At 72.3% G+C, this 26,750-nt stretch carries 21 protein-coding genes; 2 read left to right on the top strand and 19 right to left on the bottom strand.

Going from position 1 to position 26,750, the window contains the following annotated elements; genetic code table 11:
* Nucleotides 1-1,013: FAD-dependent monooxygenase (locus tag PAI11_RS23150; RefSeq protein ID WP_040601496.1), on the top strand; the 1,013-nt coding region annotated here is incomplete at its 5' end.
* A gap of 161 nt (nt 1,014-1,174) precedes the next feature.
* On the opposite strand, the gene rpsG is transcribed toward PAI11_RS23150, so the two are convergent.
* Together rpsG and rpsL are read right to left on the bottom strand one after the other, a co-directional pair.
* Nucleotides 1,175-1,645 (bottom strand): 30S ribosomal protein S7, encoded by a 471-nt coding sequence (rpsG, locus tag PAI11_RS23145; RefSeq protein ID WP_007579394.1) that lies wholly within the window; start codon nt 1,643-1,645, stop codon nt 1,175-1,177.
* Nucleotides 1,646-1,648: 3 nt separating this feature from the next.
* Nucleotides 1,649-2,047, bottom strand: a complete 399-nt coding sequence (gene rpsL, locus PAI11_RS23140; protein WP_007579392.1) for a 30S ribosomal protein S12 — start codon at nt 2,045-2,047, stop codon at nt 1,649-1,651.
* A 126-nt stretch (nt 2,048-2,173) separates the two neighbouring features.
* Between rpsL and PAI11_RS23135 the strand changes: the two genes are divergently transcribed.
* Nucleotides 2,174-2,947 (top strand): alpha/beta fold hydrolase, encoded by a 774-nt coding sequence (locus PAI11_RS23135; protein ID WP_007579390.1) that lies wholly within the window; start codon nt 2,174-2,176, stop codon nt 2,945-2,947.
* A 19-nt stretch (nt 2,948-2,966) separates the two neighbouring features.
* On the opposite strand, the gene PAI11_RS23130 is transcribed toward PAI11_RS23135, so the two are convergent.
* The 17 genes from PAI11_RS23130 to PAI11_RS23055 all read right to left on the bottom strand — a co-directional run bounded on the left by PAI11_RS23130 (nt 2,967) and on the right by PAI11_RS23055 (nt 26,362).
* Complete coding sequence (locus PAI11_RS23130; protein WP_007579387.1) at nt 2,967-3,833, bottom strand: DMT family transporter; 867 nt, start codon at nt 3,831-3,833, stop codon at nt 2,967-2,969.
* Nucleotides 3,834-4,214: 381 nt separating this feature from the next.
* On the bottom strand, nt 4,215-8,477 hold the full coding sequence (gene rpoC, locus PAI11_RS23125) for a DNA-directed RNA polymerase subunit beta' (RefSeq protein WP_007579385.1): 4,263 nt from the start codon (nt 8,475-8,477) through the stop codon (nt 4,215-4,217).
* 77 nt (nt 8,478-8,554) lie between these two features.
* The gene (gene rpoB, locus PAI11_RS23120; protein ID WP_007579383.1) at nt 8,555-12,205 is read right to left on the bottom strand and encodes a DNA-directed RNA polymerase subunit beta; all 3,651 of its coding nucleotides are present in this window, start codon (nt 12,203-12,205) and stop codon (nt 8,555-8,557) included.
* 1,212 nt (nt 12,206-13,417) lie between these two features.
* A complete protein-coding gene (gene rplL / locus PAI11_RS23115; protein ID WP_007579379.1) occupies nt 13,418-13,798 on the bottom strand; it encodes a 50S ribosomal protein L7/L12 in 381 nt (126 codons plus the stop codon).
* A 50-nt stretch (nt 13,799-13,848) separates the two neighbouring features.
* Nucleotides 13,849-14,571: a 50S ribosomal protein L10 gene (gene rplJ / locus PAI11_RS23110; RefSeq protein WP_007579371.1), complete on the bottom strand. Its 723-nt coding sequence runs from the start codon at nt 14,569-14,571 to the stop codon at nt 13,849-13,851.
* An 83-nt stretch (nt 14,572-14,654) separates the two neighbouring features.
* Nucleotides 14,655-15,383, bottom strand: a complete 729-nt coding sequence (rplA, locus tag PAI11_RS23105) for a 50S ribosomal protein L1 (protein ID WP_007579369.1) — start codon at nt 15,381-15,383, stop codon at nt 14,655-14,657.
* Nucleotides 15,383-15,808 carry a 50S ribosomal protein L11 gene (rplK, locus tag PAI11_RS23100; RefSeq protein ID WP_007579367.1) on the bottom strand — a complete coding sequence of 142 codons (426 nt, stop codon included), beginning with the start codon at nt 15,806-15,808 and terminating at the stop codon, nt 15,383-15,385. Before rplK ends, rplA begins: the two co-directional genes overlap by 1 nt.
* A 1-nt stretch (nt 15,809) precedes the next feature.
* Nucleotides 15,810-16,334, bottom strand: coding sequence for a transcription termination/antitermination protein NusG (gene nusG / locus PAI11_RS23095; protein WP_040601495.1), 525 nt, complete (start codon nt 16,332-16,334; stop codon nt 15,810-15,812).
* Between the two features lie 68 nt (nt 16,335-16,402).
* A complete protein-coding gene (secE, locus tag PAI11_RS23090; RefSeq protein WP_007579364.1) occupies nt 16,403-16,711 on the bottom strand; it encodes a preprotein translocase subunit SecE in 309 nt (102 codons plus the stop codon).
* Between the two features lie 33 nt (nt 16,712-16,744).
* Nucleotides 16,745-16,909, bottom strand: a complete 165-nt coding sequence (gene rpmG / locus PAI11_RS25715; RefSeq protein ID WP_081488611.1) for a 50S ribosomal protein L33 — start codon at nt 16,907-16,909, stop codon at nt 16,745-16,747.
* 146 nt (nt 16,910-17,055) lie between these two features.
* Nucleotides 17,056-17,931 carry a transglutaminase family protein gene (locus tag PAI11_RS23085; RefSeq protein ID WP_007579362.1) on the bottom strand — a complete coding sequence of 292 codons (876 nt, stop codon included), beginning with the start codon at nt 17,929-17,931 and terminating at the stop codon, nt 17,056-17,058.
* A 37-nt stretch (nt 17,932-17,968) separates the two neighbouring features.
* Nucleotides 17,969-18,934 (bottom strand): alpha-E domain-containing protein, encoded by a 966-nt coding sequence (locus PAI11_RS23080; RefSeq protein ID WP_007579360.1) that lies wholly within the window; start codon nt 18,932-18,934, stop codon nt 17,969-17,971.
* Nucleotides 18,934-20,571, bottom strand: coding sequence for a circularly permuted type 2 ATP-grasp protein (locus PAI11_RS23075; protein WP_040601500.1), 1,638 nt, complete (start codon nt 20,569-20,571; stop codon nt 18,934-18,936). Before PAI11_RS23075 ends, PAI11_RS23080 begins: the two co-directional genes overlap by 1 nt.
* Before the next feature lie 124 nt (nt 20,572-20,695).
* Nucleotides 20,696-22,273, bottom strand: a complete 1,578-nt coding sequence (locus PAI11_RS23070) for an adenylate/guanylate cyclase domain-containing protein (protein ID WP_050897374.1) — start codon at nt 22,271-22,273, stop codon at nt 20,696-20,698.
* A complete protein-coding gene (locus PAI11_RS23065; protein WP_050897372.1) occupies nt 22,270-23,856 on the bottom strand; it encodes an adenylate/guanylate cyclase domain-containing protein in 1,587 nt (528 codons plus the stop codon). Before PAI11_RS23065 ends, PAI11_RS23070 begins: the two co-directional genes overlap by 4 nt.
* Before the next feature lie 63 nt (nt 23,857-23,919).
* A complete protein-coding gene (locus PAI11_RS23060; RefSeq protein ID WP_007579353.1) occupies nt 23,920-25,485 on the bottom strand; it encodes an adenylate/guanylate cyclase domain-containing protein in 1,566 nt (521 codons plus the stop codon).
* A complete protein-coding gene (locus tag PAI11_RS23055) occupies nt 25,478-26,362 on the bottom strand; it encodes an SOS response-associated peptidase (RefSeq protein ID WP_007579351.1) in 885 nt (294 codons plus the stop codon). The genes PAI11_RS23060 and PAI11_RS23055 overlap by 8 nt, the downstream gene beginning before the upstream one ends.
* Nucleotides 26,363-26,750 lie beyond the last annotated feature (388 nt).

The raw sequence follows: 26,750 nt of genomic DNA, 5'->3' as shown, positions 1-26,750 counted from the left end.
TGGCCGCGCTCGACCGCGTCGGCCTGGGCGACGCGGTCCGGGCGGGCGGGCGGCGGGCGCTCCCGAGCGGGACCCGCCAGAGCGACGGGCGCTGGCTGCAGCGGCCCGATCGCGCCACGCTCCGCGCCGCGCTGGGCGAGGAGCTGGTCGGGATCCGCCGGGCGGCGCTGCTCGACGCGCTCGCGGGGGGCGTCGCCGGCGAGGACGTCCGCTTCGGCCGGACGGTGATCGGATTCGAACCCTCGCCGGATCAGGTCGAGGTGCGCCTGGACGACGGGACGTCGATCGACGCCGACGCCCTGGTCGGCGCCGACGGGATCGCGTCGCCGATCGCGCGAGGCCTCGACGACCGCCTGCGACCGCGGCGGGCCGGCTACGTCGGCTGGCGCGGGATCGCCGACCTGCCGACCGGCGAGGACCCGTGCCAGTTCTGGGGCCCTGCCCGCGAGGCCGGGCTGATGCCGGTCAGCGAGGCGTCGACCTACTGGTTCGCCACCGAGCGGGCCGGGTCGGACGCGCGCCGGCCGGACGACCCGCTCGCCCACCTGGCCGAGCGCTTCGCCGGCTGGGACCCCGAGCTGCTGGCCTTGATCGCCGCGACCGACCCCGCCGAGCTGCTGTGGCACCCGATCGAGGACCGACGGATGCCGCGACGCTGGTCCGCCGGGCGGGTCGCGGTGATCGGCGACGCGGCCCATCCGACGCGGCCGCACCTGGGCCAGGGTGGCGCGCAGGCGATCGAGGACGGCGTGCTGCTCGGCGCGCTGCTGGCCGCCGAGGCCGATCCGCCCGTCGCCTTCGCCCGCTTCGAGCGCGGCCGCCGGCGGCGGGTCGCCGGGATCATCCGGACCTCGTCGCTGCTCGGCCGGGCGCTCCACTCCCCCGCCCCGATCGGCGTCCCCTTCCGCGCCAGCGCCGGCATCCTGCCCGACGCCCTGATGGTCGGCCAGCTGCGCCCCGTCGCCAGCCGCGCGGCCTTCGAGGACCACGCGCGGAGGGTGCTGGGCAGCTGAGGGCCGGCGGCCGGCTCGATGTGACGTTGCGGTCGCCTGACGGGAGGAGCACCACATCGCCCCGCTCCTTCCCAGCCCCCAACGCAAAACGGCCACCCGATGGGTGGCCGTCGAACGACGCGGGTGGGTGCGAAGCGTCGACGGACGCCTCGCGCCGCCCGCTACCAGCGGTAGTGGGCGAAGGCCTTGTTGGCCTGCGCCATGCGGAAGATGTCGTCCTTCTTCTTGTAGGCGCCGCCCTGCTGCTTCTGGGCGTCGAGCAGCTCGTTGGCCAGACGCGAGGCCATCGAGCGCTCGCGGCGACCGCGGGCAGCCTCGACCAGCCAGCGCAGCGCGAGCGTGCGGGAGCGGTCGGTCGGGACCTCGACGGGCACCTGGTAGGTGGCGCCGCCGACGCGACGGGAGCGGACCTCGAGCTGCGGCGTCAGCGCCTTGATCGAGATCTCGAGCTGCTCGACCGGGTCGCCCGCGGTCTTCTCCGCGAGGATCGCGAGGGCGTCGTAGACGATCCGCTCTGCGGTCGACTTCTTCCCGTCGAGCAGGATCTTGTTGATGAGCTGATGGACCAGCCGCGAGCGATGGACAGCGTCCGGCTCGAGCGTGCGGGTCTGGGCGCTGGCGCGACGAGCCATGGCCTACTTCCCCTTCTTGACGCCGTACCGCGAGCGGGCCTGCTTGCGGTCGCTGACGCCGGCGGCGTCGTGCGACCCGCGCACGACCTTGTAGCGCACGCCCGGCAGATCCTTGACGCGGCCACCACGCACGAGCACGACCGAGTGCTCCTGCAGGTTGTGGCCCTCGCCGGGGATGTAGGCAGTGACCTCGATGCCGGAGCTGATCCGGACACGAGCGACCTTGCGCAGCGCGGAGTTCGGCTTCTTCGGCGTGGTCGTGTAGACACGCGTGCAGACGCCGCGGCGCTGAGGCGCGGCGACCTTCTTCTTGCGTCCCTTGCCCGACTTGAGGCCGGGAGTGGAGAGCTTCTTCGCCTTGGCCTTGCGGCCCTTCCGAACGAGCTGGCTGGTCGTGGGCATGCGACGGGCGATGCTAGCAAGCACAGCGCCGCGGGGCGCTGCGGCCCCCCTCCGCGCGACGACGCGACCGGTCCGCAGCATCTCATTCCGGTCGGACGCGCGCGGGCCAGCCGATAGGGTCGCGCCATGCTGGCTCACGATCAGTCCGGCGACGGCGCACCGCTGGTGCTGCTGCATTTCCTCGGGGGCGATCGCAACGTGTGGCGCTCACTGCTGCCGCGGCTGACGGCCGAGCGACGGGTGATCACGGTCGACCTGCCCGGGTTCGGCGACAGCCGCTCGCTGCCGGGGTCGCCGACGCTCGGCCGGTTGACCGACACGATCGAGGAGTTCGTCGGCGAGCTCGGGCTGGAGCGGCCGGCGGTCGCGGGGATCTCGGTCGGGGGCGGGATCGCCGTCGAGCTGGCGGCCCGCGACGCGGTCTCCTCGGCGGTGGCGATCAACCCGGTGGGCTTCGCATCGCGCGCGGAGGCGGCGTTCGCGAAGGCGTCGATGCGCGCGACCCACGCGGCCTGCAAGGCGATCGCCGGCCAGGCCGACCGGCTGACCAGCCCGAAGCCGCTGCGGACGGCGCTCGGCGCCCAGATGTTCGCGAAGCCGTGGGCGGTCCCGGCCGAGGACCTGGCGGGCCTCGTCCGCGGCGTGGCGCACAGCCCGGGGACGATTCCGGTGATGCGGGCGACCTTCGGGGCCGAGATCCGCGGTGGGGCGACCTCGACGCCGCTGACGATCGCCTGGGGCCAGCGCGACGCCCTGCTGCTGCCCCGCCAGGGGCCGCGGGCGATCGAGCGGCTGCCGTTCGCGCGCCTGGCGCCGCTGCCCGGCTGCGGTCACGTCCCGCTGTGGGACGACCCCGAGCGGGTCACGGCCGCGATCCTCGACGGCACCGCGGCCGGCTGAGCGCCCTGGCGCGGCCGCGCTAGGCGGCCGCGGGCGCCGCCGAGGCGGCGCGCGGGGCGGGCAGCAGGGCCGCCGCGACGACCACCATCGCGAAGGCGACGGTCTGGAGCACGATGCCGACGGTGTTGTTCGCCATCGGGTCGCCGAAGACGACGAGCCCGCCGAGGATGCCGACGACGTTGGCGCCGGTGGCGGTGATCGCGATCACCTCGACCGCCCCGCCCTCCTGGAGCGAGCGAGCCGAGATGTAGTAGGCGAGGATCGAGGCCGAGATCGCGACCAGCACCCACGGGGTGAGGATCGTCCCGCCGGCCGCGAGGACGCCGGTGGTGGCCTTGACGGCGACGTTGCAGACGCCGAACAGGACGCCGGCCGCCGCGCCCAGCAGCGGGCCGCGCATGTGCGCGCCGCGCTGGTGGTGGCCGCCCGCGATCAGCAGGATCCCGACCGTCAGCAGACCGCCCTCGAACGCGGCCAGCGCGGCGACCCGGAAGGTCGCGTGGGCGTTGGTGACCGCCGGCATCGCGACGACCAGCAGCGCCAGGCCGACGCCGGTCAGGATCAGGCCGGCCCACTGCCGGCGGCCGACCGAGATCCCGAAGACCCGGTCGGCGAGCACCGCGACCAGCACGATCCCGCCGGCCAGCACCACCTGCACGACCGACATCGGCGCGACCGAGATCGCCGCCGTGTGGAGCGCCCAGCCGACGCCGCCGATGATCATCCCGGCAGCGAACCAGCGCGACTTCCAGAGCGCCAGCCCGGTGCGGATCGGGTGGCGCGCGTCGACCACGGGGGCCTCGTTGGCCCCCCGGTGCTTGTAGAGGAAGCCCAGGTTCGCGGCGAGCGCGCTGAGCAGTGCGAGGACGATTCCGAGCTGGAGCATTGGGTAGGCGTGATCACCGGGCGCTTCCGCCACGTGGTTGGGGCGGCGGAGGTCCGGGATCTGACCGGGGAGTCGCCAGAACGTACAGACCCCGCCTAAAGGAGTTACCCATCTCTGCGTAAGTTCGTCCGTTCGGGGGTTGATCCTGTACGTCTGGACGCTCGGCGTGGACGGACGTTGGCCGTTCGGAGCCCCCACGAGCCCCCGCGGGCGACGAGACTTCCGGGTTCGATCGACCGTCGCCGAACGCTCCCGTGGATGGGGCCGACGGACGGATGGCGGGACGGTGATCGCCCCCGAACGCGCGACGCCCCGGCCGATGGGGCCGGGGCGTCGTGTTCGCCAGCGGATGCGCGCTCCGTCGCCGGAGCGCGGCGGGGCTCAGCCGCGCGGGTCCTCGCGCGGGACGTCGAGCTCGATCAGCTCGTCGGCGAGGTCGCCCGAGGCGCCGCCCAGCTGCTCCAGGTCCCGCAGGTCCTGGCTGAGCTCGTCGCCGTAGGGCTGACCGGCCTCGAGGTCGAGGTCGCCGAGCAGCTCGTCGCCCTCGAGCAGGGCCACGTCGCCGGCGTGCGGCAGCGGCTCGGTCGGCTCGATCTCGATCCGGCGGTAGTGACGGAGACCCGTCGCCGCCGGGATCAGCTTGCCGATGATGACGTTCTCCTTCAGGCCCAGCAGGTCGTCCCGCTTGCCCTCCAGCGCCGCGTCGGTCAGGACCTTCGTGGTCTCCTGGAAGGAGGCCGCCGAGAGGAACGAGTCGGTGTTCAGCGACGCCTTGGTGATGCCGAGGATGACCTCCTCGAAGGTCGCCGTCTCACCGCCGTCGGCCTCGACCTGCTCGTTGACGCGGAAGAACTCGTTCCGGTCCACGAACTGCCCCGGGAGGAAGTCCGTGTCGCCCTTCTGCTCCACGCGGATGCGCTTGAGCATCTGGCGCACGATCAGCTCGATGTGCTTGTCGTTGATGTCGACGCCCTGCGACTTGTAGACCGCCTGGACCTCCTTGACCAGGTACTGCTCGGTCGCGGTCCGGCCCTGCAGCGCCAGCAGCTCGTGCGGGTACAGCGAGCCCTCGTTGAGCTGCTCGCCGACCTTGACCTTCTGGCCCTCCTCGACGAACAGGCGGGTGCGGCGCGGGAACGTGTAGCGGTGCTCGTCGCCGGCGGCGTCGGTGATGACGACCGTCAGCGCCTTGTCGGTGCTCTCGACCCCGACCGTGCCGTCGTGCTCGGCGATCTTCGCCAGGCCCTTCGGCTTGCGGGCCTCGAACAGCTCCACGACGCGCGGCAGGCCGTGCGTGATGTCCGCGCCGGCGACGCCGCCGGTGTGGAACGTGCGCATGGTCAGCTGGGTGCCCGGCTCGCCGATCGACTGCGCGGCGACGATGCCGACCGCGTCGCCGATCTCGGCGACCTGGCCGGTCGCCATCGAGCGGCCGTAGCAGGCCTGGCAGATCCCGGTCAGGGCCAGGCACTTGCCGACCGACCGGACGTGGATCTGCGGGTTCTCGCTCGCGTCGAGCTGGACCAGCGCCTCGACCCGGACGTTGTCGATCTCCTCGCCGGCGGGGATCAGCGTCTCGCCCCCGACGACGATGTCCTCGACGGCCACGCGGCCGGCCAGGTTCGGGTTCAGGTCGCCGGTCTCGTTGTAGACCGGCAGCTTGATGCCCTCGGTGGCGCCGCAGTCCGGCTCGCGGATGATGACGTCCTGCGACACGTCCACCAGGCGCCGGGTGAGGTACCCGGAGTCGGCGGTGCGCAGCGCGGTGTCGGCCAGGCCCTTGCGGGCGCCGTGGGTCGAGATGAAGTACTCGAGGACGTCGAGCCCCTCCATGAAGTTGGCCTTGATCGGCCGCTCGATGATCTCGCCCTTCGGGTTCGACATCAGGCCGCGCATGCCGGCCAGCTGGCGGATCTGCTTGAGCGACCCTCGGGCCCCGGAGTTGGCCATCATGTAGATGGGGTTCCGGGAGTCGAAGTGCGCCTCCATGGCGTTGGCGACTTCCTCCGTCGCCTCGTTCCACTTGTTCACGACCAGCTCGTGACGCTCCTGATCGGTGATCAGGCCGTCGTCGTACTGCTCCTGGATGCCGGCGACGACGCCCTCGTACTTCTTGAGGATCTCGCCCTTGCTCGGCGGGATGACGACGTCGTTCTTCGAGACCGTCACGCCGGCGCGGGTGGCGAACTCGAAGCCCAGGTCCTTGAACGCGTCGAGGACCAGCGAGATCGTCGACGGGCCGTAGATCTGGACCAGCTGGTCGATGAACCGCTGGGTGTCCTTCTTCTTCATCGACTGGTTGATGAAGACGTAGGACGACGGGTCGAACTCCTCGCCGAGGGTCTCCTGCAGCGCGCGCTCGATGCGCTCGTTGTAGATGACCCGCCCGAGGGTGGTCAGGACCGGCTCGCGGCCGGTCGCCCGGAACTCGACCAGGTCGTGGAGCTTGGCGCCCGCGTGCTGGTCGGCCAGGGTCGCCTCGGCGGCGGTCCGGAAGACGCGCGGCTTGGGCTCGTCCTTCGGCCAGGTGCCGTCGTAGAGGGTCTTGTGCTTCTCCGCCAGCACCTCGGGCTCCGGCCCGAGCGTGACGTAGTAGCCGCCGATGACCATGTCCTGCGACGGGGTCGCCAGCGGCGCGCCGTTGGCCGGCGAGAGGATGTTGTTCGACGACAGCATCAGCAGCCGCGCCTCGGCCTGGGCCTCGGCGGACAGCGGCACGTGGACGGCCATCTGGTCGCCGTCGAAGTCGGCGTTGAAGGCCGAGCAGACGAGCGGGTGGACCTGGATCGCCTTGCCCTCGACCAGCTTCGGCTCGAACGCCTGGATGCCGAGGCGGTGCAGCGTCGGCGCGCGGTTGAGCAGCACCGGGTGCTCCTGGATGACCTGCTCCAGGACGTCCCAGACCTCCTCGCGCGACTCGTCGACGAGGCGCTTGGCGGCCTTGATGTTCTGCGCGTCCTTGCGCTCGACGAGCTGGGCCATGATGAACGGCTTGAACAGCTCCAGCGCCATCAGCTTCGGCAGACCGCACTGGTGCAGCCGCAGCGACGGACCGGACACGATCACCGAGCGGCCGGAGTAGTCGACGCGCTTGCCGAGCAGGTTCTGGCGGAACCGGCCCTGCTTGCCCTTGAGCATGTCGCTCAGGGACTTCAGCGGACGGTTGCCGGGGCCCGTGACCGGGCGACCGCGACGGCCGTTGTCGAACAGCGCGTCGACGGACTCCTGCAGCATCCGCTTCTCGTTGTTGACGATGATCTCGGGAGCACCGAGATCGAGCAGGCGCTTGAGGCGGTTGTTGCGGTTGATGACGCGGCGGTAGAGGTCGTTGAGGTCGGAGGTCGCGAAGCGGCCACCGTCCAGCTGGACCATCGGGCGCAGGTCCGGCGGGATCACCGGGACCGCGTCCAGCACCATCATCTCGGGCTTGTTGACCTGCGAGTAGTACGGCGCGTTCTCGGGGTCGTAGAACGCCGACAGCACCTTCAGGCGCTTGACGCCGCGCTGCTGCTTCTGGCCCTTGCCGTTCTTGACGAGGTCCTCGAGGTCCTCGCGCTCGTGCTTGAGGCAGATGCCCGGCTGGTCGCGGACGTCGATGTCGACGCCGGCGAGCCGCTCGGCGTCCGGGTCGCGACGCGGGGCCTCGCGGTCGTACTCCGGCTTCAGCAGCATCAGCTCGCGGATGTGCTCCGCGCCCATGCCGCCGCCGAAGTACTCGCCGTAGCCGTACGGCGAGCCGAAGCGCATCTTCAGCTCGCGGAAGAACGTCTCGTCGGCGATGACGGTCTTCGGGACGAAGTCGTCCTTCTCGATCGCCTTGTCGGTGAACGCCTTCAGCGGCCAGTCCTCGCCCTCGGCGGGCGGGTCGTCGGACGGCTCCTCCTTGTTGGCGAAGAGCTTCCAGACCTCGCGCAGGCGGGCACGCGACTCCTCGTAGTGCGCGCGGAGATCCTCGATCTCCGACGTCAGCTGCTTCTTGGTGTCGTTGGTGTGCTTCTTGCGCTCGTCGTCCGTCAGCTTGCCGACGACGATGTCGAGCGACTCCGCCCACAGGTAGTCGTCGTCCGTGAAGGACTCCTGCGAGCCGTCCTGGAGGTACTGCAGGCGCGCGTCGAGCGACTTCTGCAGCCCCTCGAGCTCGTCCTTCTCCATCGCGGCGGCCTGGTCGAGGTCCTCCTGGACCTGCGCCTCGAGCTCGGGCAGGTCGCGCCAACGAGCCTCCTGGTCGACCCAGGTGATGATCGAGGCCGCGAAGTAGAGGATCTTCTCGAGCTCCTTGGGAGCCATGTCGAGCAGGTACCCGATGCGGCTCGGGACGCCCTTGAAGAACCAGATGTGACTGACCGGCGCGGCGAGGTCGATGTGCCCCATCCGCTCACGGCGGACCTTGGAGCGCGTGACCTCGACGCCGCACTTCTCGCAGATGATGCCCTTGTAGCGGACGCGCTTGTACTTGCCGCAGTAGCACTCCCAGTCCTTGGTCGGACCGAAGATGCGCTCGCAGAAGAGGCCGTCGCGCTCGGGGCGGAGCGTGCGGTAGTTGATGGTCTCCGGCTTCAGGACCTCGCCGGAGCTCCAGGAACGGATCTGCTTGGAGGAGGCGAGGCCGATCTCGATGGCGTCGAAGGTGTTGATGTCGTGCACGGGGTAGTGATCCCTGTTCGTGTGCTTGGCGGGGCGTGGGGGTCGGCGGACGGCGCCCGAGGGCGCCGCGGGCCGTCCTACGCCTCGTCCTCCTCGACGGGGGCGGCGGCGGTGGGCTCCGCATCCCCGGTCTCGTCCAGCAGGTCGACGGGCGTCTCGCCCGCGGCCGCCGGGTCGTCGTCGACGGCGACGTCGCCGTCGGTCTCCTCGCCGCTCTCGTCGGCGGCCGGCTCGTCGCCGAGGTCGGCGCGGACGCCGCCCAGGTCGATGCCGAGCTCCTCGGCCGCGCGCAGCAGCTCGTCCTCGTCGTCCACGGCGGAGGCGGCGCCCTCGTCGTGGATCTCGCGGACGTCGAGCGACAGCGCCTGCATCTCCTTCAGGAGCACCTTGAAGGACTCCGGGACGCTCGGCTCGGCGATGTTCTCGCCCTTGACGATCGCCTCGTAGGCCTTCACACGCCCGACGGTGTCGTCGGACTTGATGGTGAGCATCTCCTGCAGCGTGTAGGCCGCGCCGTACGCCTCGAGCGCCCAGACCTCCATCTCGCCGAACCGCTGGCCGCCGAACTGCGCCTTGCCGCCCAGCGGCTGCTGGGTGACGAGCGAGTACGGGCCGGTGGCACGCGCGTGGATCTTGTCGTCCACGAGGTGGTGCAGCTTGAGGATGTACATGTAGCCGACGGTGATCTGCGCGTCGAACGGCTGACCGGTGCGCCCGTTGTAGAGCGTGAACTTGCCGCTCGCCTGGGTGCCGGCCGGACGCGACTTGTCGACGTCCATGTTGATCTGGCCGCCGTTGGCGGTGTGGTTGTCCTGCCACTTGACCAGGGCCTCGTCGACCTGCGCCACCGTGGCGCCGTCGAAGACCGGGGTCGAGACGTAGACGCCGCCGTTGCGGTTGCCCTCGCGCTGATCCCAGGCCTCGGTGCCGTCCGGGTACCAGCCCTGCGCGGCGGCCCACCCGAGGTGGATCTCCAGCACCTGGCCGACGTTCATGCGCGACGGCACGCCCAGCGGGTTGAGGATCACGTCGACCGGGGTGCCGTCCTCCAGGAACGGCATGTCCTCGATGTCGACGATCTTCGAGATGACGCCCTTGTTGCCGTGGCGCCCGGCGAGCTTGTCGCCCTCGGAGATCTTGCGCTTCTTCGCGACGAAGACGCGCACGAGCTCGTTGACGCCCGGGGGCAGGTCGTCGCCGTCGTCCTTGTGGAAGGTCTTGACGTCGATCACGACGCCGCCCTCGCCGTGCGGGACCTTGAGCGAGGTGTCGCGGACCTCGCGCGCCTTCTCCTTGAAGATCGCGCGGATCAGCTTCTCCTCGGCGGTCAGCTCGGTCTCGCCCTTCGGCGTGACCTTGCCGACCAGCAGGTCGCCGGAGCCGACCTCGGCGCCGATCCGGACGATGCCGCGGTCGTCGAGGTTGCGCAGCGACTCCTCGGCGCGGTTCGGGATGTCGCGGGTGATCTCCTCGTCGCCGAGCTTCGTCTGGCGGGCGTCGATCTCGTACTCCTCGATGTGGATCGAGGTGAGCTCGTCGTCGCTGACGAGGCGCCGGCTGAGGATGATCGCGTCCTCGAAGTTGTAGCCCTCCCAGGACATGAAGGCGACCATCAGGTTCTTGCCGAGGGCCATCTCGCCCATCGACGTCGAGGACCCGTCGGCCAGCACCTGGCCGGCCAGCACCGGCTGGCCGCGCTTCACCAGCGGGCGCTGGTGGATCAGGGTGCCCTGGTTGGAGCGCTCGAACTTCTCGAGGTGGTGCTCGTCCTTGCCCTCGGCGTGGTCGACGACGATCCGGTTGCCGTCGACGTAGCTGACGGTGCCGTCGTGCTTGGCGATCACGACGTCGCCGGAGTCCTGCGCGGCGCGGGCCTCCATGCCGGTGCCGATCCGCGGGGCGTCCGTCTTCAGCAGCGGCACCGCCTGCCGCTGCATGTTCGAGCCCATCAGCGCGCGGTTGGCGTCGTCGTGCTCGAGGAACGGGATCATCGCCGTGGCGACGGACCAGATCTGCTGCGGCGAGACGTCCATCAGCGTGACCTCGTCACGCGGGACGACGACGTACTTGCCGGCCTGGGTGCGGCAGAGGACCTCGTCCTCGACCAGGCGACCGTCCGCGTCGAGCGGCGCGTCGGCCTGGGCCGCGAGGTTCTCCTCCTCCTGCGTGGCGTCCAGGTGGACGACCTCGCCGGTGACCTTGCCGCCCGAGACGACCCGGTAGGGGGTGGTGACGAAGCCGTGCTCCGAGACCTGCGCGTAGCTCGACAGCGACCCGATCAGGCCGATGTTCGGGCCCTCCGGGGTCTCGATCGGGCACATCCGGCCGTAGTGGGTCGGGTGGACGTCGCGGACCTCGATCGGTGCCCGCTCGCGGGTCAGGCCGCCGGCGCCCAGGGCCGACAGGCGCCGCCGGTGGGTCAGGCCCGCCAGCGAGTTGTTCTGGTCCATGAACTGCGAGAGCTGCGAGGAGCCGAAGAACTCCTTGAGCGCCGCGGAGACCGGGCGGATGTTGACGATCGACTGCGGGGTGATCGTGTCCTCGTCCTCGGTGGTGAGGCGCTCGCGGACGACGCGCTCCATCCGGTAGAGGCCGACGCGGAAGGCGTCCTGGATCAGCTCGCCGACCGTGCGCAGGCGGCGGTTGCCGAAGTGCTCGTACTCGTCGAGGAGGTCGGCGACGGGCTCGCGCGGCATGGCCGAGGCCTCGGCCGCGTAGTCCTTGATCTCGATCTCCTCGTCCTCGGGGATGCCGAGCTCGCGCGGGAGGGCGACCAGCTCACGGATCAGCTGGTAGATGTCCTCGGGCGTGAGGTGGCGCGTCTCGAGGTCGATGTCGAGCTTCAGCCGCGAGTTCAGCTTGTAGCGGCCGACGCGGGTGAGGTCGTAGCGCTTGGGGTCGAAGAACAGCGTCTGCAGCAGGGCGTACGCGGCGTCGACCGTCGGGGGCTCGCCGGGGCGCTGCTTCTTGAACAGCTCGACGAGCGCGCCCTTCTTGGTGCGCGTCTGCTCGGTGTCGGTGAGCAGGGTGTTGCGGATGTAGGCGGAGCCGTTGAACCGCTCCAGCAGCGTCGCGTCGAGGGCGTCGACGTCGGCGTCGGTCTCCTCGTGCTCGGAGTCGAGCTCGGGGTTGTACTCCATCGCCCGCAGCAGGACGGTGACCGGCAGCTTGCGCTTGCGGTCGATGCGGACGAAGACCTTGCCCTTCTTGTCGATCTCGAGCTCGAGCCACGAGCCGCGAGCCGGCATCAGGTTCGCGACGAAGACCTGCTTCTCGCGATCCTTCGGCTCCATCAGGTAGGCGCCCGGCGAACGGACCAGCTGCGTCACGACGACGCGCTCGGTGCCGTTGACGATGAACGTGCCCCGCTCGGTCATCCACGGGAAGTCGCCCATGAAGACGGACTGCTCGCGGATCTCGCCCGTCTCGCGGTTGACGAAGGCGACCTCGACGGAGAGCGGCCGCGAGTAGGTCTGGCCCTTCTCCTTGCACTCGGCGAGGGAGTGCGTCTCCTCGCCGAACTCCAGCTCCCCGAACTCGACGGCGAGGTTGCCGGTGTAGTCCTCGATCGGCGAGATGTCATCGATCGTCTCGCGGAGGCCCCCCTTCTCCGGATCCACGAGCCAGTCGAACGACCGACGCTGGATGTCGATGAGGTTGGGGACGTCGAGAACCTGCTCGAGACGCGCGAACGTGCGGCGCGTGCGCAGGGCGTTGACCGTGGACAAGGCGGGCGACTCCTCGGAGGGTCTGGGTGTCTGGGCGAGGATTCGCGCTCGGCGGGCAGACGAGCGCGAACGTCAAAACTAGCACACGGGACTAGAGACCCCCGTGCGAGGGTGGTCGACGCTCACGGACCCCGTCCGCAGACCCGCGTATGTGGCGCGGGATCCGTAAGGAGGACGGCTGCGACTATCGGTCGACGCGGTCGATTGTACCGGCGCGAGCCCGATCGCGCACGCGGGGCTGGATCGGCGTGATGGCGGGCGGTTTCGGGGGTCGGCGGTCGCTGGGTGGGCAGCGGACGGTTGGGGCGTCGGTGGGCTCGTCGTGGGGTGGTTGTCAGGTGGCGGGCGTCGAGCGGCTCGGCGGGGTCTGGGGGTATCGGGCGCGCTGCCGCTTGGGCGTGGTCGGTGGCGACGGCGAGGGTGGCTCGGCGGTGATGGTCTGCCGGCCGCTCGCGCTGGGCATTGACGGGGCTGGGCCGGAGTCGGTGATCGGGCCAACCGCGACGTTGGCCCGGAGCCGAACTGCTGGCCAGCCGACGGTGCAGTGCCCTAGATCGTCGTCTCGTCGCGCCCCAGAGCCCCAACCGACGATTGCACGGCTATGACGCGCCGAATCGTCGTCTCGTCGCGCGGAGGGGGACGACATGGCGATCGGCCGCCCTCGTCGCACCGATCGCAGCTCGGCCACGGCGGGAAGACCACCAGCCATCCGGTGCGGGACAACGACGCCGCTCGCCCGACCCCGGCGCCAGCCCCACCCTCGTCAATGCCCAGCGGCAGCGGCCGGCAGACCGCCACGGCCGAGCCGCTCCCGCCGCCACCACCGACCACGCCCAAGCGGCAGCGGACCGAGACCCCCAGACCCCGCCGAGCCGCTCGACGCCCGCCGCCCGGCAACCGGCCCACGACGAGCCCGCCGACGCCGCAGCCACGCGAGCCACCCGCCACCCGGCCACCGCCCGGCCGCCGAGCCCGCCGCGGCCCAACCGATCGAGCCGCCCACCACCGAGCCCGTCCCCCGCCCCGCCCCGCCAAGCGACTCGAGGCACCGCCGCCGAGCCACCGCCCGCCGCCCGACCCGCCGCGCCGACCGGCTCTGATCCCCTCTCCCCCCACCCCTCCAACGCGAACGGGGCGGTCCGATGGACCGCCCCGTGGCGAACGGCGCCGCTCGGCGGCACCGGAGGTCGGGCAGCGGACGCTGCCGTCGCGCTACTTGAGCGTGACGGTGGCGCCAGCCTCCTCGAGCTCGGCCTTCAGCTTCTCGGCCTCGTCCTTCTCGACGCCCTCCTTGACGGGGCCCGGGGCCTCGTCGACGACCGCCTTGGCCTCCTTCAGGCCCAGGCCGGTGGCGGCGCGGACGACCTTGATGACGCCGATCTTCTTGTCGCCGGCGGACTCGAGGATCACGTCGAACGAGGACTGCTCCTCGGCGGCGGCAGCCTCGCCACCGCCACCGCCGGCGGCCGGGGCGGCCGCGGCGACGGCGGTCGCCGACACGCCGAACTCCTCTTCGAGCGCCTTGATGCGCTCAGCCAGCTCGAGCACCGAGATGCTCTTGAGCTCGTCGATCCACTCCTGCGTGGTAGCCATGTCTGTTCTCCTGTGTGCGATTCGGGTGGGTCTAGCGGGTTGCGACGGAACTACGCCGACGCACCCGACTCGTCTGCTGCTGCAGTGTCTTCGGCGGAAGCCTCGGCCTCGCCGTCCTGAGCCTCGGCGGCCGGAGCCTCCTCAGCGGCGGGCTCCTCGGCCGGAGCCTCGTCGGTGGCAGCCTCGGCGGCGGGAGCCTCCTCGGCGGCCGGAGCCGCGGCGGGCGCGTCGCCCGCCGGGATCTCGCCCGACTGCTTCTTCTCCTGGACCTGGCCGAGCGCGATGGCGAGGCCACCGAGCAGGCCGCCCAGGCCACGTGCCAGGCCGGTCAGCGGGGCGGCCACGATGCCGACCAGCTGGCCGTAGAGGACGTCGCGCGACGGGAGCTTGGCGATCGCCTTGATCTCGTCGACGGCGAGCTGCTTGCCGTCCAGGACGCCGCCCTTGAACGCGGGCAGGTCGCCGTTGTCCTTGGCGAAGGTGGTGAGGGCCTTGGCGGCCGCGGCGACATCGCCCTTCACGTACGTGAGGGCCGTCGGGCCGGCGAGGAACTCGCGCAGCGGCTCGGCGGACTCGCCGACGTCGCTGATCGCGCGGCCGGTCAGCGTGTTCTTCGCGACCGTGAGGCTGGCGTCGACATCGCGCAGCTGCGCGCGCAGCTCGCCGGCCTGGGTGACCGTGAGTCCGCGGTAGTCGACGACGATGACCGCCTCGGACTCCTTGATGTTCTCGGCGATCTCGGCGATCGCCGCTGTCTTCTCTTCGCGGTTCATGGGCCTCCTGTCTCGGGCTTCCAGCCGTCGGGTGACGGCCAGCCGAGGGTCTTCGGGGGCGCAGGAAGGGTGTGAGGGGCTGCCTAGGCGGCGGCCGGCACACCCTCCTCGGCGCTGTCGCGGACCCGCGACTGGTCGATCTTCACGCCGGGGCCCATGGTCGAAGCCACGGTCACCGAGCGGATGTAGCGGCCCTTGGCCGCGGACGGCCGGGCACGGTTGATCTCGTCGAGGACAGCGGCGAGGTTCTCGACCAGCTGCTCGGCGGGGAAGGACGTCTTGCCGATCGTCAGGTGGACGATCGCGGTGCGGTCGGTGCGGTACTCGACCTTGCCGGCCTTCGACTCCTCGACGGCCTTCGCGACGTCCATCGTCACGGTGCCGACCTTCGGGTTCGGCATCTTGCCCGACGGACCGAGGATCCGACCCAGGCGACCGACGAGCGGCATCTGGTCGGGCGTCGCGATGACGATGTCGAAGTCGTTGAAGCCCTCTTCGATCTTCTTCGCCAGGTCGTCGGTGCCGACGATGTCGGCGCCCGCGGCCTCGGCCTCGGCGGCCTTCGGACCGGCGGCGAAGACGGCGATCGTGACCGACTTGCCGAGACCGTGCGGCAGCGCGATCGTGCCGCGCAGCTGCTCGTCCGCGTGGCGGACGTTGAGGCCGGTGCGGATGTGGACCTCGACCGACTCGTCGAAGCTGGCGCGGGAGACCTGCTTGACCAGCGCCAGCGCCTCGGGAGCGGCGTACTCGCGCGAGCGATCGACCTTCGCCTTGGCGGCGACGAACTTGCGGCCGTGCTTCGTGCTCATCAGGCCTCCACCTCCACGCCCATCGAGCGGGCGGTGCCGGCGATGATCTTCACCGCGGCGTCGACGTCGTTGGCGTTCAGGTCGGCGAGCTTCTTCTCGGCGATCTGGCGCACCTGGTCGGCCGACAGCGTGCCGACCTTCGTCTTGTGCGGCTCGCCCGACCCGCTCTTCAGGTTCAGCGCCTGCTTGATGAGGATCGCTGCCGGCGGCGTCTTGGTGACGAACGTGAACGAGCGGTCCTCGTAGACCGTGATGACGACAGGGATCACGGTGCCGGCGTCCTGCTGCGTCTGGGCGTTGAACGCCTTGCAGAACTCCATGATGTTGATCCCGTGCTGACCGAGCGCAGGGCCGACCGGCGGGGCCGGAGAGGCCTGTCCGCCGAGGGCCTGCAGCTTGATCTGGGTCAAGACCTTCTTCGCCATCTCAGATCTTCTTCACTTGATCGAAGCCCACCTCGACCGGGGTCTCCCGGCCGAAGATGGACACAAGAACCTTGAGCTTGCCGGCGTCCGGGGAGACCTCTGCGATCTCGCCCGAGAAGTCGGAAAGCGGGCCGGCGACGACCTTGACGGACTCGCCGACCGAGAACTGTGCGCGCGCCTGCGCCTTGGTGGGCTGCTGAGCGCGCTTGAGGAGACGGTCGATCTCCTCCTGGGTGAGCGGGATCGGCTCATCGCCGGCCCCGACGAACCCGGTGACGCCGGGCGTGCCCTTGACGAGCTGCCACGAATCGTCGTTGAGGTCCATCTGCACGAGCACGTACCCGGGCATCGTCCGCTTCTCGGACGTCACCTTCTGGTTGTCCTTGACCTCGGTGACCGTTTCGGTGGGCACCACGATCTGGCGGACGGCACGCCGCTGCCCGAGGGACACCAGACGGTGCTCGAGCTTCTGCTTCACCTTGGCCTCGTGGCCAGAGAAGGTATTTACGACGTACCAGCGATACATGTGCGTGAAGTGGGTGCGCGAACGGCCGGGTAGGAGACGGGGCGTGGTGCTCGGAGTCCGGAGCGGGCTCAGATGATCAGGTCGACGATGCGGGACGCGAGAGCGTCGACGCCACCGAGGAACAGACCGGCCAGCAGGACGAACACGATCACGACACCAGTGCCCTGAGCGACCTGCGTGCGGTCCGGCCAGCGGACGCGCTGCAGCTCCGCCCAGGACGCACGGAGGAACCCTGGGAAGCGCGCGATGCCCCCGCGGGTGGCGGGGACGTCGGCCGCCGCGGCCGGGACCGAGGCCCCGGCCGTCGCGGGCTGGCCGCTCCCCTTCGGGGTAGCGGACAGGCGCGGGCGCTCTTCGTCGTGTTCCTCGGCGGCCATGACGGCTGTCGTCTCTTCGGGCGGCTGATGCCGCTACCGAGTCTCCTTGTGGGAGGTATGCGTCCGGCACCATCGGCAGTACTTGCTGATGGTCAGCCGATCCGGCGTATTGCGCTTGTTCTTCTTCGTCTGATAGTTGCGGCGCTTGCACTCCTCACAGGCGAGGGTGACAGCGACGCGGACATCTCCGCGGGCCATTCGGGCTCCCGTACGTCGATGCGGTCAAGTTCTCCGTGTCGGGCCGCGGAGACGACCCGACAAGACGGACCCACCCCTGGGCAGGTCCGGCGAGGGAGAGTAGCGGAAACGCCCCCAGCGGCGCGGTGCGGCCGGCGGGGGCCGATCTACGCGCGCGGGCTGGTCTGCGGATCGAGCCGGGTCATGGTGACACGGGCCTCCGGCTCGGCCTTCGCCTGGCCGCGGTAGACGCCCCGGATCGGCGGCACGTCGCGGTAGGAGCGTCCGTGGCCGATCTTGACGTGGGTGGCCCCGGCGAGCACGCCGTTGGTCGGGTCGCTGCCGACCCAGACCGGCTCGTCGCGGGCTCCGAGGCCCGGCAGCAGCGCCTCGACCCAGGCGTGGGTCGCGACCTCCATCGAGTCGTCGCCGCCGTCGGGCGAGCGAGCCCAGAGGTAGCCGGAGACGTAGCGGGCGGCGATCCCGTGCGCCCGCAGCAGGACGACGGCGAGGTGGGCGAAGTCCTGGCAGACCCCGGCCCCGCTGTCGAGGAACTCCTCGATCGTCGAGCCGACGAAGGTCGCGGTCGGGTCGTAGACGAAGCGGTCGCGCAGCAGCTCGGTGGTCAGCCGGACGGTCGCCAGCGGCGAGGTCGCCCGCGTCACCTCGACCAGGTCGGCGGTCCGCTCGGGCGGCGGCTCCTGGCCGGTCGGCAGCACGAACTCGCCGGCGGCGATGTCGTAGGCGGGGCTCCGCAGCGCGCTCCAGGGGGCCTCCGGCGGGGGATCCGGGTCGCTGGTGGTGACGCGGGCGCGGACGTCGATCGTCAGGTGGTCGTGGGGCCGGTCGATCCCGAACTCGACGACCTCGGCCCCGAAGTAGTCGACGTAGCGGTGCAGCCGCGTCTCGGGGTCGGTGCGGACGTGGAACTCGTCGCAGCGCTGCAGCGAGGTCGTCGCAGGGCGTGCCCGGATCGCGTTGAGGTTGTCCACGACCTCGCCGTCGTAGCGGTACTGCGTGACGTACTCGATGCCGAAGTGCACGGTCAGATGGTCCCGGTCGCGGCGGTCGTCACGGCATTCACGAGACGCTGAAGGCCACGGGCCGCAGGGCCCCGGCGAAGTAGCGGTCGGAGACGTCGCGGTCGACCGCGTCGAGCTCGTCCTGGAGGGTCACGCACTGCTCCAGCAGCACGCTGCGGTCGGCCGACTCGAGGCTCCGGCGGTGGAAGTCGAGGTCGGCGGTCAGTCGCGAGAGCCGCAGCACCGGCGGGCTCGAGCGCGAGGCGACGTCGGCCCGGTCGATCGCGTCGTGGACCGCGGCGACGTGCGCGGCGACCGAGTTCGGGTAGTCGCGCTCGAAGAGCAGGAAGCGGGCCACGTGGGGCGTGTCGGGCGGCCCCGACGGCGAGCGCCGGAACGCCTGCTCGCCGCCGACCGCCCGCAGCAGCGCGTGCGCCTGGCCGTCGATGTCGCCGCCGTCGGGCGAGGAGGCGGTCGCGATCGCCGGCAGCGCGACCCGCAGCATCCGCAGCAGCACGCTGGCGCCCTCGAGCCGCTCGCCGGCGGCCAGGAAGGCGCTGGCCTCGTCCCGCAGCATCGTGCCGCCCATCAGGCCCCAGAACAGGGTGCAACGCTCGCGGACCACCCGGAAGGCCCCGGAGGGATCGAGCAGCAGGCCGTCGGGGGTGACCGCCAGCAGCTCCAGCGAGAGGGTGTTGATCGCCTCCCACATGTCCTGCGGCACGACGTCGCGCAGGGTCCGGGCGCTCTCGCGGGCGCGGCGCACGCAGGCGACCACCGAGGCATCGCGCTGGGGGTCGAGCATCAGGCCCTGCAGCGCCTCGTCGGCGTCGACCCGGCGGCCGTCCCAGTCGGCGCCCATGATCGCCATCACCGGGCCCCACGAGAGGTTGACGCCGACCGGGTCGTCCGGCCGCCCCTGGAGGTCGGCCGCGAAGACGCCCTCGAGCATCCGCGCGGTGTGGTCGGCGCGGGCGACGTAGCGCCCCAGCCAGTACAGCTCGTGGCCGATCCGGGCCAGCATCAGCGCGGCTCCGGTGGGTCGGTCGGGGTCGGGGTCGGGGTCGGCGGATCGGCCGCGGCCACCGCCTGCTGCTGCTGCTGCGACTGCCCGACCCACGAGCCGCCCCAGCGGACCTCCGGCAGCGCCGCCAGCAGCCGCTCGCCCTGGACCGCCGCGTGCTCGGGCTCCGGCGTCCGGTCGGAGCGGTCGTCCTCGAGCACCCAGGTGTCCTTCGACCCGCCCCCGCGCGAGCTGTTGACGACCATCGACCCGGGCTCCATCGCGACCCGCGTCAGCCCGCCCGGGATCACCCGGATCGACTCGCCGAAGACCGCGAACGGCCGCAGGTCGACGTGCCGCGGCGAGAGCCGGCCGTCGGCCTCGACCGTCGGCACGGTCGACAGCCGCACGACCTCCTGGGCGATGTAGCCGCCAGGGTTCGCGAGCACCGCGCGGCGGGCCTCGGCCAGCTCGGCGGCGGTCGCGTGCGGGCCGATCACCACCCCCTTGCCGCCGGACTCGCCGGTCGGCTTGACCACCAGCTCGTCGAGCCGCCCGAGGACGTCGGCCAGCATGTCGGGGTCCTCCAGCCGGTAGGTCGGGACGTTCTGGAGGATCGGCTCCTCCCCCAGGTAGAAGCGGATCATGTCCGGCACGTAGGGGTAGACGGCCTTGTCGTCGGCGACGCCGGTGCCGAAGGCGTTGGCGATCGCGACCGTCCCGGCGCGGTAGGCCCGGACCAGCCCGGGAACGCCGATCACCGAGTCGGAGCGGAAGTCGAGCGGGTCGCAGAAGTCGTCGTCGAGCCGGCGGTAGATCGCGTGGACCCGCTCCAGGCCGCGGGTGGTCCGCATGTAGCAGACGTCCCCGCGCACGACCAGGTCGGAGGCCTGGACCAGCTCGACTCCCATCTGGTGGGCCAGGAACGCGTGCTCGAAGTAGGCCGGGTTGAGCGGACCGGGGGTCCAGACGACGACGGTCGCCTCGTCGTCGTCGGCCGGGGCGACCGCCCGCAGCGCCTCGACCAGGACCTGCGGGTAGTGGTCGACCGGGCGCACCCGGTAGCCGCTGAAGAGCCGCGGCGCCAGCCGCGTCATCGCCTGGCGGTTGGCCAGCACGTAGGAGATCCCGGACGGCGTCCGGACGTTGTCCTCGAGCACCCGCCAGGAGCCGTCGCCGTCGCGGACCAGGTCGAGCCCGGCGACGTGGGCGTAGACGCCCCCGGGCGGCCGGACGCCGACGACCGGCCGCGCGAAGTGCGTGCGGGAGACGACCAGCCGCCACGGGATCAGGCCCTCGCGGACGATCTCGCGGCCGTGGTAGACGTCGTCGATGAACTGGTTCAGCGCCCGCAGCCGCTGGGCCAACCCGCGCTTGATCGTCGACCACTCCTCGGCCGGGATGATCCGCGGGATCAGGTCGAGCGGGAACGGCCGGTCGACGGCCTGGCCGTCGGGGCCGATCGTGTCGAAGGTGATCCCCGCCTGCAGGAAGCTGCGGTCGCGACGCTTGCCGAGCGCCGCCAGCTGCTCCGGCGCCAGCGCGCCGACCGCGCTCATCAGGCTCTCGGCGTGCTCGCGCGGGGCCCCCGACGGGCCGACCGCCTCGTCGTAGATCCCGTCGGGCGACCGGTAGGGCGTGGCGGGGGCCGTCGGCATCACCACGACACTATCCCGCGCCGAAGCCGCGTCCGATGCGCCGCGCGGACAGGCGCTGGCCGCCCGGCTCCTCCCTGGTGGCAGCCGGGCGGTGGACGGCGTCCTGCCGCGGCCGCCGACAGGCTCAGCCGCGCGGGACCATCACCGCGGTCCGCTCGCCGCGCCCGCGCAGCCGCTCGCGGTGGTCCAGGCGCCACCGCGCCTGCTCGGCCGCCGTCGCGCGATCCACCAGCCGCCCCGACGCGGCGACGCAGCCCGGCACCGCGGCGGCGATCTCGCACAGGCGGGCGGCCTCGTTGATCGGGTCGCCGATCACCGTGTACTCGAACCGCTCCTGGGTGCCGATGTAGCCGGCGACCGCACGGCCGCCGCTGACGCCGATCGCGGCGTGGACGTCGGGCAGCTCGGCGGCGATCCGGGCGCCCAGCTCGCGGGCGGCGCGCAGCGCCCGGTCGGGCGCGTCGGGCTGGTCGGCCGGGGCCCCGAAGACGACCAGGGCAGCGTCGCCCTGGAACTTGTTGACCCAGCCCTCGTGGGCGCCGACGGTCTCGACGACGACCGCGAAGAAGCGGTTGAGCAGGCCGATCACCTCGTCGGGGCGCCGCGCGGGCGAGCGCGAGGTGGCCGCCAGCGCCTCGACGAACAGGGCGCAGACGTCGCGGGTCTCGCCGCCGAGCCGGACGTCGGCGTCGAGCGCCGCCCGCGCGACCTCCGCGCCGACCTGGCGCCCGAACAGGTCGTGGACCCGGTCGCGCTCCTGGAGCGCCTCGGCCATCCGGTTGAACCCGGCCTGCAGCCGCCCGACCTCGGCACCGTCGTAGACGTCGATCCGAGCGTCGAAGCTGCCCGCGCGCAGCTGGTCGAGCCCGTCTCGCACCGTCCGGATCGGATCGGTCGCCGACCGCACGGCCAGCCACTGGACGACGAACCCGAAGCCGAGGCCGGCCAGTCCCACGAGCACCAGCGTCAGCGCCAGCCGCTCGGTCGTGAAGCGGCCGTAGCCCAGCACGGTCCCGGCCCCGACGAGGACGAAGGTCAGGAACGCGCTGCCGGCGGTGCTCGTCCAGCCCAGCAGCTGGCGGCGCTCGATCCCCGGCAGGGCCGCGTCCTCGACCTCGCCGACCCGCAGCAGATGCGCCAGCGCCGGGCGCACCGCGCGCTCGGCGACCAGGTAGGCGAAGGCCGCCATCGCCTGGCCGACCAGCAGCGAGGCGACCAGCGCCCGGACGCCGAGGAAGGTCGACTCGCGAAGGTTGAAGAGCGCGAACAGGATCGCCGCCGCCACCCACGCGATCGCCCAGATCCGCATCGTCAGCGTCGGCACCCGCAGCGCCAGCGCCCGCTCCTGCTCGCCGAGCACGCCGTCCTGGCCCGCCCACGAGCGGAAGCGCGTCCACAGCCGCAGCGCGTAGAACAGCATCACCGAGCCGGCGACCGCGAAGACGACCAGGATCAGGACGGCGTTCTGCAGCCACAGCTCGCGGGTCGCGTGGGCGTCGTCGGGGATCGCGACGATCAGCAGCAGGCACTCGACGACGACCGCCAGCAGGTTCGCCGGCGCCGTCACCAGCACGATCAGCAGCCCGGCGCGGTCGACCGCCCGCCGCGGGTCGCCGGGCGCCGGGTCGCGCAGCAGCGCCAGGCCGCCGCGGAGCGTCAGCGGCGGCAGCAGCAGCCTGGCTGGTCGTCCCTCGCCGGTCACGGGGTCACCGGGGTCATCACGTCGGTCGGCCGCTCGCGGCGGCGCAGCACCAGGACGCGGCGCGACGCCGGGCGCCAGCGCTCCTGCTCGATCGCGCTGGCCCGCTCGACCAGCCGCCGCGACGCGGCGACCATCGCCGGCTGCTCCTTGGCCGCGTCGGTCAGCGCCTGGGCCTCGTCGATCGCGTCGCCGATCACCGCGTACTCGAACCGCTCCTCGGTCCCGACGTAGCCGGCGATCACCGGTCCGGCGGTGGCCCCGATCCCGGCCCGCGCCTCCGGCACCCGCTCGGCCAGTCGCTCGGCCATCACGCGGGCGGCGCGGAGCGCGGCGTCGGGCGTGTCGGCGGCCGCGGTCGGCAGGCCGAAGACGACCAGCGCGGCATCGCCCTGGAACTTGCTGACGGTGCCCCCGTGGGTGCCGACGACGTCGACGACGACGGCGAAGAAGCGGTTGAGCAGAGCGACGACCTCGGCCGGGCCGCGCTCGGCCGAGAGCGTCGTCGAGCCGACCAGGTCGACGAACAGGGCGCAGATCTCCCGCTGCTCGCCGCCGCTGGGGATCCGCTCGTCGAGGACCGCCCGCGCGACGTCCGCGCCGACGTGGCGGCCGAACAGGTCGTGCAGCCGCTCGCGCTCCTGGAGCCCGGCGACCATCCGGTTGAAGCCCTGCTGGAGGCGGCCGATCTCGGCCACGTCGTAGACCGGGATCCGGACCTCGAGATCGCCCTGGCGAACGCGGTCGACGGCGTCGCGCACGGTCCGGACGGGGTCGGCCAGCGCCCGCGCGGAGAGGACCTGGAGGGTCGCGCCGGCCACCAGCCCGCCCAACCCGAGCACGACCAGCGCCACCCCCATCCGCTCCCGCGAGCCGTCGCCGATCCCGAGCAGGACGAAGAGGCCGATCGTGACCGCCCCGATCAGCGGGCCGCCGGTCGCGGTCACCCACCCGAGCAGCTGCCGGCGGGTGCCGCTGAGCAGCAGCGCGCGATCGATCCGGCCGCCCTCCATCGCCAGCAGCACCGCCGGCCGCAGGACCCGCTCGGCGGCCAGGTAGCTGAACGCCGCGGCGGCCTGGCCGACCAGCAACGCGGTGACGGTCATCCAGAACGCCAGCACCGTCGAGTCCTCGAGGTTGTAGATCCCGAACACGAGCGCGATCCCCACCCACAGCAGCGAGAAGACCTTGAGGATCCGCAGCGGCGCGCGGACCAGCCGGTCGCGGTCGGCGGCGGTCGCGTCCGGCTCCAGCGAGCGCAGCGCGCGGCGCAGCGCCCGTCGCGACCAGCTGACCATCGTCGGCACGATCACCGCGACCAGCGCGGCGGCGACGACCAGGTTCTCGACCAGCTGGGTCGAGCGCAGCAGGTCCCCGGTGCCTGGCGTGACGAAGACGACCAGCAGGATGCTCAGCAGCGCGGCGCCGGCGTTGGCCGCCGTCAGGACCAGCTCGAGCAGGATCCGGGTCGAGCTGACGACCAGCCGCGGATCGGCGGATCGGCCGCGGATCCCGTCCAGCAGGTCGCGGGGCGACTGGCCCGGCGCGCCGGCCCAGAGCGGCCGGAACGAGAGGCGCCGGGACATCGCCGGAGACGGTACATCGTCGCTGACCGGCCTCGGCCCCCAGCGGCCCGGGGCGACCGCTCCTCAGGCCGCCGGGTCGACCGCGGTCGCCGTCGGGGTCATCACGACCGTCGGCTCGGCGCGACCGCGCAGGACCCGCTCCCCGACCGGCGACCAGCGCTCCCGCTCGGCCTCCGAGGCCCGCGCCACCAGCCGTCCGGCCGCCGCGACCAGCCCGGGAACGTCCTTGGCCGCCTCGGTCAGCCGCGCCGCCTCGTTGATCGGGTCGCCGATCACCGTGTACTCCAGCCGCTCCTCGGTACCGATGTAGCCGGCCACCGCCGGGCCGCCGCTGACGCCGATCCCGGCCCGGATCCCGGGGACTTCGCGGCGCAGCCGCTCGCCCAGCTCGCGGGCCGCCCGCAGCGCCCGGTCGGGCGCGTCGGGCTGGTCGACCGGGGCGCCGAACACGACCAGCGCCGCGTCGCCCTCGAACTTGTTGACCCAGCCGTCGTGGACGCCGACGGTCTCGACCACGACGCCGAAGAAGCGGTTGAGCAGCCCGACGACCTCGTCCGGCTCGTGGCTGGTGGCCAGCGCCGTCGAGCCGACGATGTCGACGAACAGGGCGCAGACGTCGCGCGTCTCGCCGCCCAGGCGGACCTCCTGCCGGAGCGCCGCGCGCGCGACGTCCTCGCCGACGTGGCGGCCGAACAGGTCGCGCAGCCGCTCGCGCTCGTGGAGCCCGGCGACCATCCGGTTGAAGCCCTCCTGCAGGCGGCCGATGTCCGATCCGTCGTAGACCGGGACCCGTACGTCGAGCTCGCCGCGTCCGACCCGGTCGACGGCCCGCCGGATCGTCCGCACCGGGTCGGCGACGGCCCGCGCGGCGATCAGCTCGATCACCAGCCCGGCCACCAGCACCAGGCCGCCGAGCACGACCATCGTCAGCCCGAGCCGGCTCGGGGTCGTGCCCTCGACCCCGGCGAGCGCCAGGATCCCGACCGAGACGACGCCCAGCACCGGGCCGCCGGTCGCGGTGCTCCAGCCGAGCAGGTGGCGACGGGTGATCCCCGGCAGCACCGCCCGCTCGATCGCGCCGCCCCGCTCGAGCGCGTGGATCGCCGCCGGCCGCAGCAGCCGCTCGGCCGCGAGGAAGCCGAACGCCGCCATCGTCTGGCCGGTCAACAGGACCGTCAGCCCGACCCGGATCGCCAGCGGCCACGAGTACTGGCTGTTGAAGAGCGTGAAGAGGATCGTCGCGAGGATCCAGCTCAGCGAGATCGTCCGCATCACCCGCATCGGGCTCCGCAGCAGCCGCGTGCGCTCCTCCTCGGTCGGCACGCGGTCCTCCCGCAGCCACGCCAGCGACGCGGCCGTCATCCGCGACGACCAGACCAGCACCACCGGCAGCACCACCGCGGCGAACGACAGCAGCACGATCAGGTTCGCCGCCACCGACCCGCTGTCGGTGCCGTCCTGCGAGCCGGGGATCACGAGCAGGATCAGGAGCAGCGCGACGCCGGCGGCGCTGGCGTTGGCGACCAGCAGCACGACGGTCAGCAGCACGTGCGACGCCTCGATCACGAACCGCGGGGCGCGGGACGCGTCCAGCAGCCGCCGCGCCGGCCCTCGCGGGCGCCTAGCCACCGCCGGGCTCCGCCAGGTCGAGCCGCTGCTGGGTCGGGGCGCCGGGCACCTCGGTCACCGTCGGGTCGAGCAGGTACGGGCCGTCGTGCTCGGGGTCGACCTTGTTGACCAGCGGGCTGGCCGGCGCGATCGTCAGCCGCTCGTCGGCCAGCGGCACCAGCAGCCCCAGCGCGTCGGCGCCGGAGACCGCCGGGTCGAGCCAGGCGGCCTCCTCCTCGGGGCCGCCGAGCACGACCGGCATCCGGTCGTGCAGCCGCGCGGCGACCCGGTTGGCGGCGCAGGTCACGACGGTCACGGTCCGCAGCGGCACGCGGCCGCCGGTGACGCCGCCGGCGCGAACGGTCGGCTCGAGCGCTTCGAAGCCAGCCGGCCCCGGCTCGCTCGCATCGACACGGACGGTCCGCAGCAGGCCGGCGAAGGCGATCGGGCCGCCACCGTCGACCCGGTGGTGGAACGGGACCCGGCTGGGACCGGTCCGCTTCTGGTCCTCGGCCTTCAGCCACTCGTACCAGCCGTCGGCGAGCACCAGCACGCGGTGGGCGGCGTCGTCGAGCAGCGGCGCGAAGAGCTTCTTGCTGGCCAGCTCCTCGGCCCGCGCGTTGATCGGCTTCAGCCGCTCGCGACGGCTGCGGGCCCAGGGCGGCAGCAGGCCCCAGCTGGCGTTGACGGTCGTCCGCGTCGGGGTGGGGGTGGCCGGGGTGGCGTCGGCGGGCGCGGCCGAGGCGGCTCGCTCGGCCGCCGCCGGCCCCAGGACCACGGGCACCGGCTCGGTCGGCGCGACGTTGTAGCGGCCGAGGGCGCCGATGTCGACGTTGCCGCCGAAGCGCAAGTCGAAGGCGCCGGGGTCGGTGGTCCCGATCGTGTAGCGCCCGCACATGGCGGGCACGCTACTTCAGCCTCGAAACGTCGGGGTGGAACGGGGTGTCGCGGGGCGCGCGGCGGGCGCCGGTCGGCGCGGGCTGAGGGTTCGGCGTCGGGCGTCGGCTCGGCTCGGCTCGGCTCAGCTCGGCTCGGCGTGCGTGGTCCGCGGGGGTGGGGTGCGTCCTCGATCGCTCGCGGCCAAGGGAGCGGGGTGCTTTGGTGTGCGTGGTCTGGTTTGGCCGCGAATCGTGCGATCTGTGGCGCACCCCACCCCCGCTGGCTTGGCGACCGGTGCGGTTGGCCGGCCGCGCGTCGAAGGCGGGCTGTCACGCGGAGAGACGCGGAGGGGCAAGTCGCGGTTGGCGGGGCCGCTTGTTGGGAAGCGAGCCGTGGTTGGGCGCGGG

This window comes from Patulibacter medicamentivorans, from assembly GCF_000240225.1.
GTDB classification, from domain to species: domain Bacteria; phylum Actinomycetota; class Thermoleophilia; order Solirubrobacterales; family Solirubrobacteraceae; genus Patulibacter; species Patulibacter medicamentivorans.
This window is presented reverse-complemented; position numbering and strand designations above follow the sequence as displayed.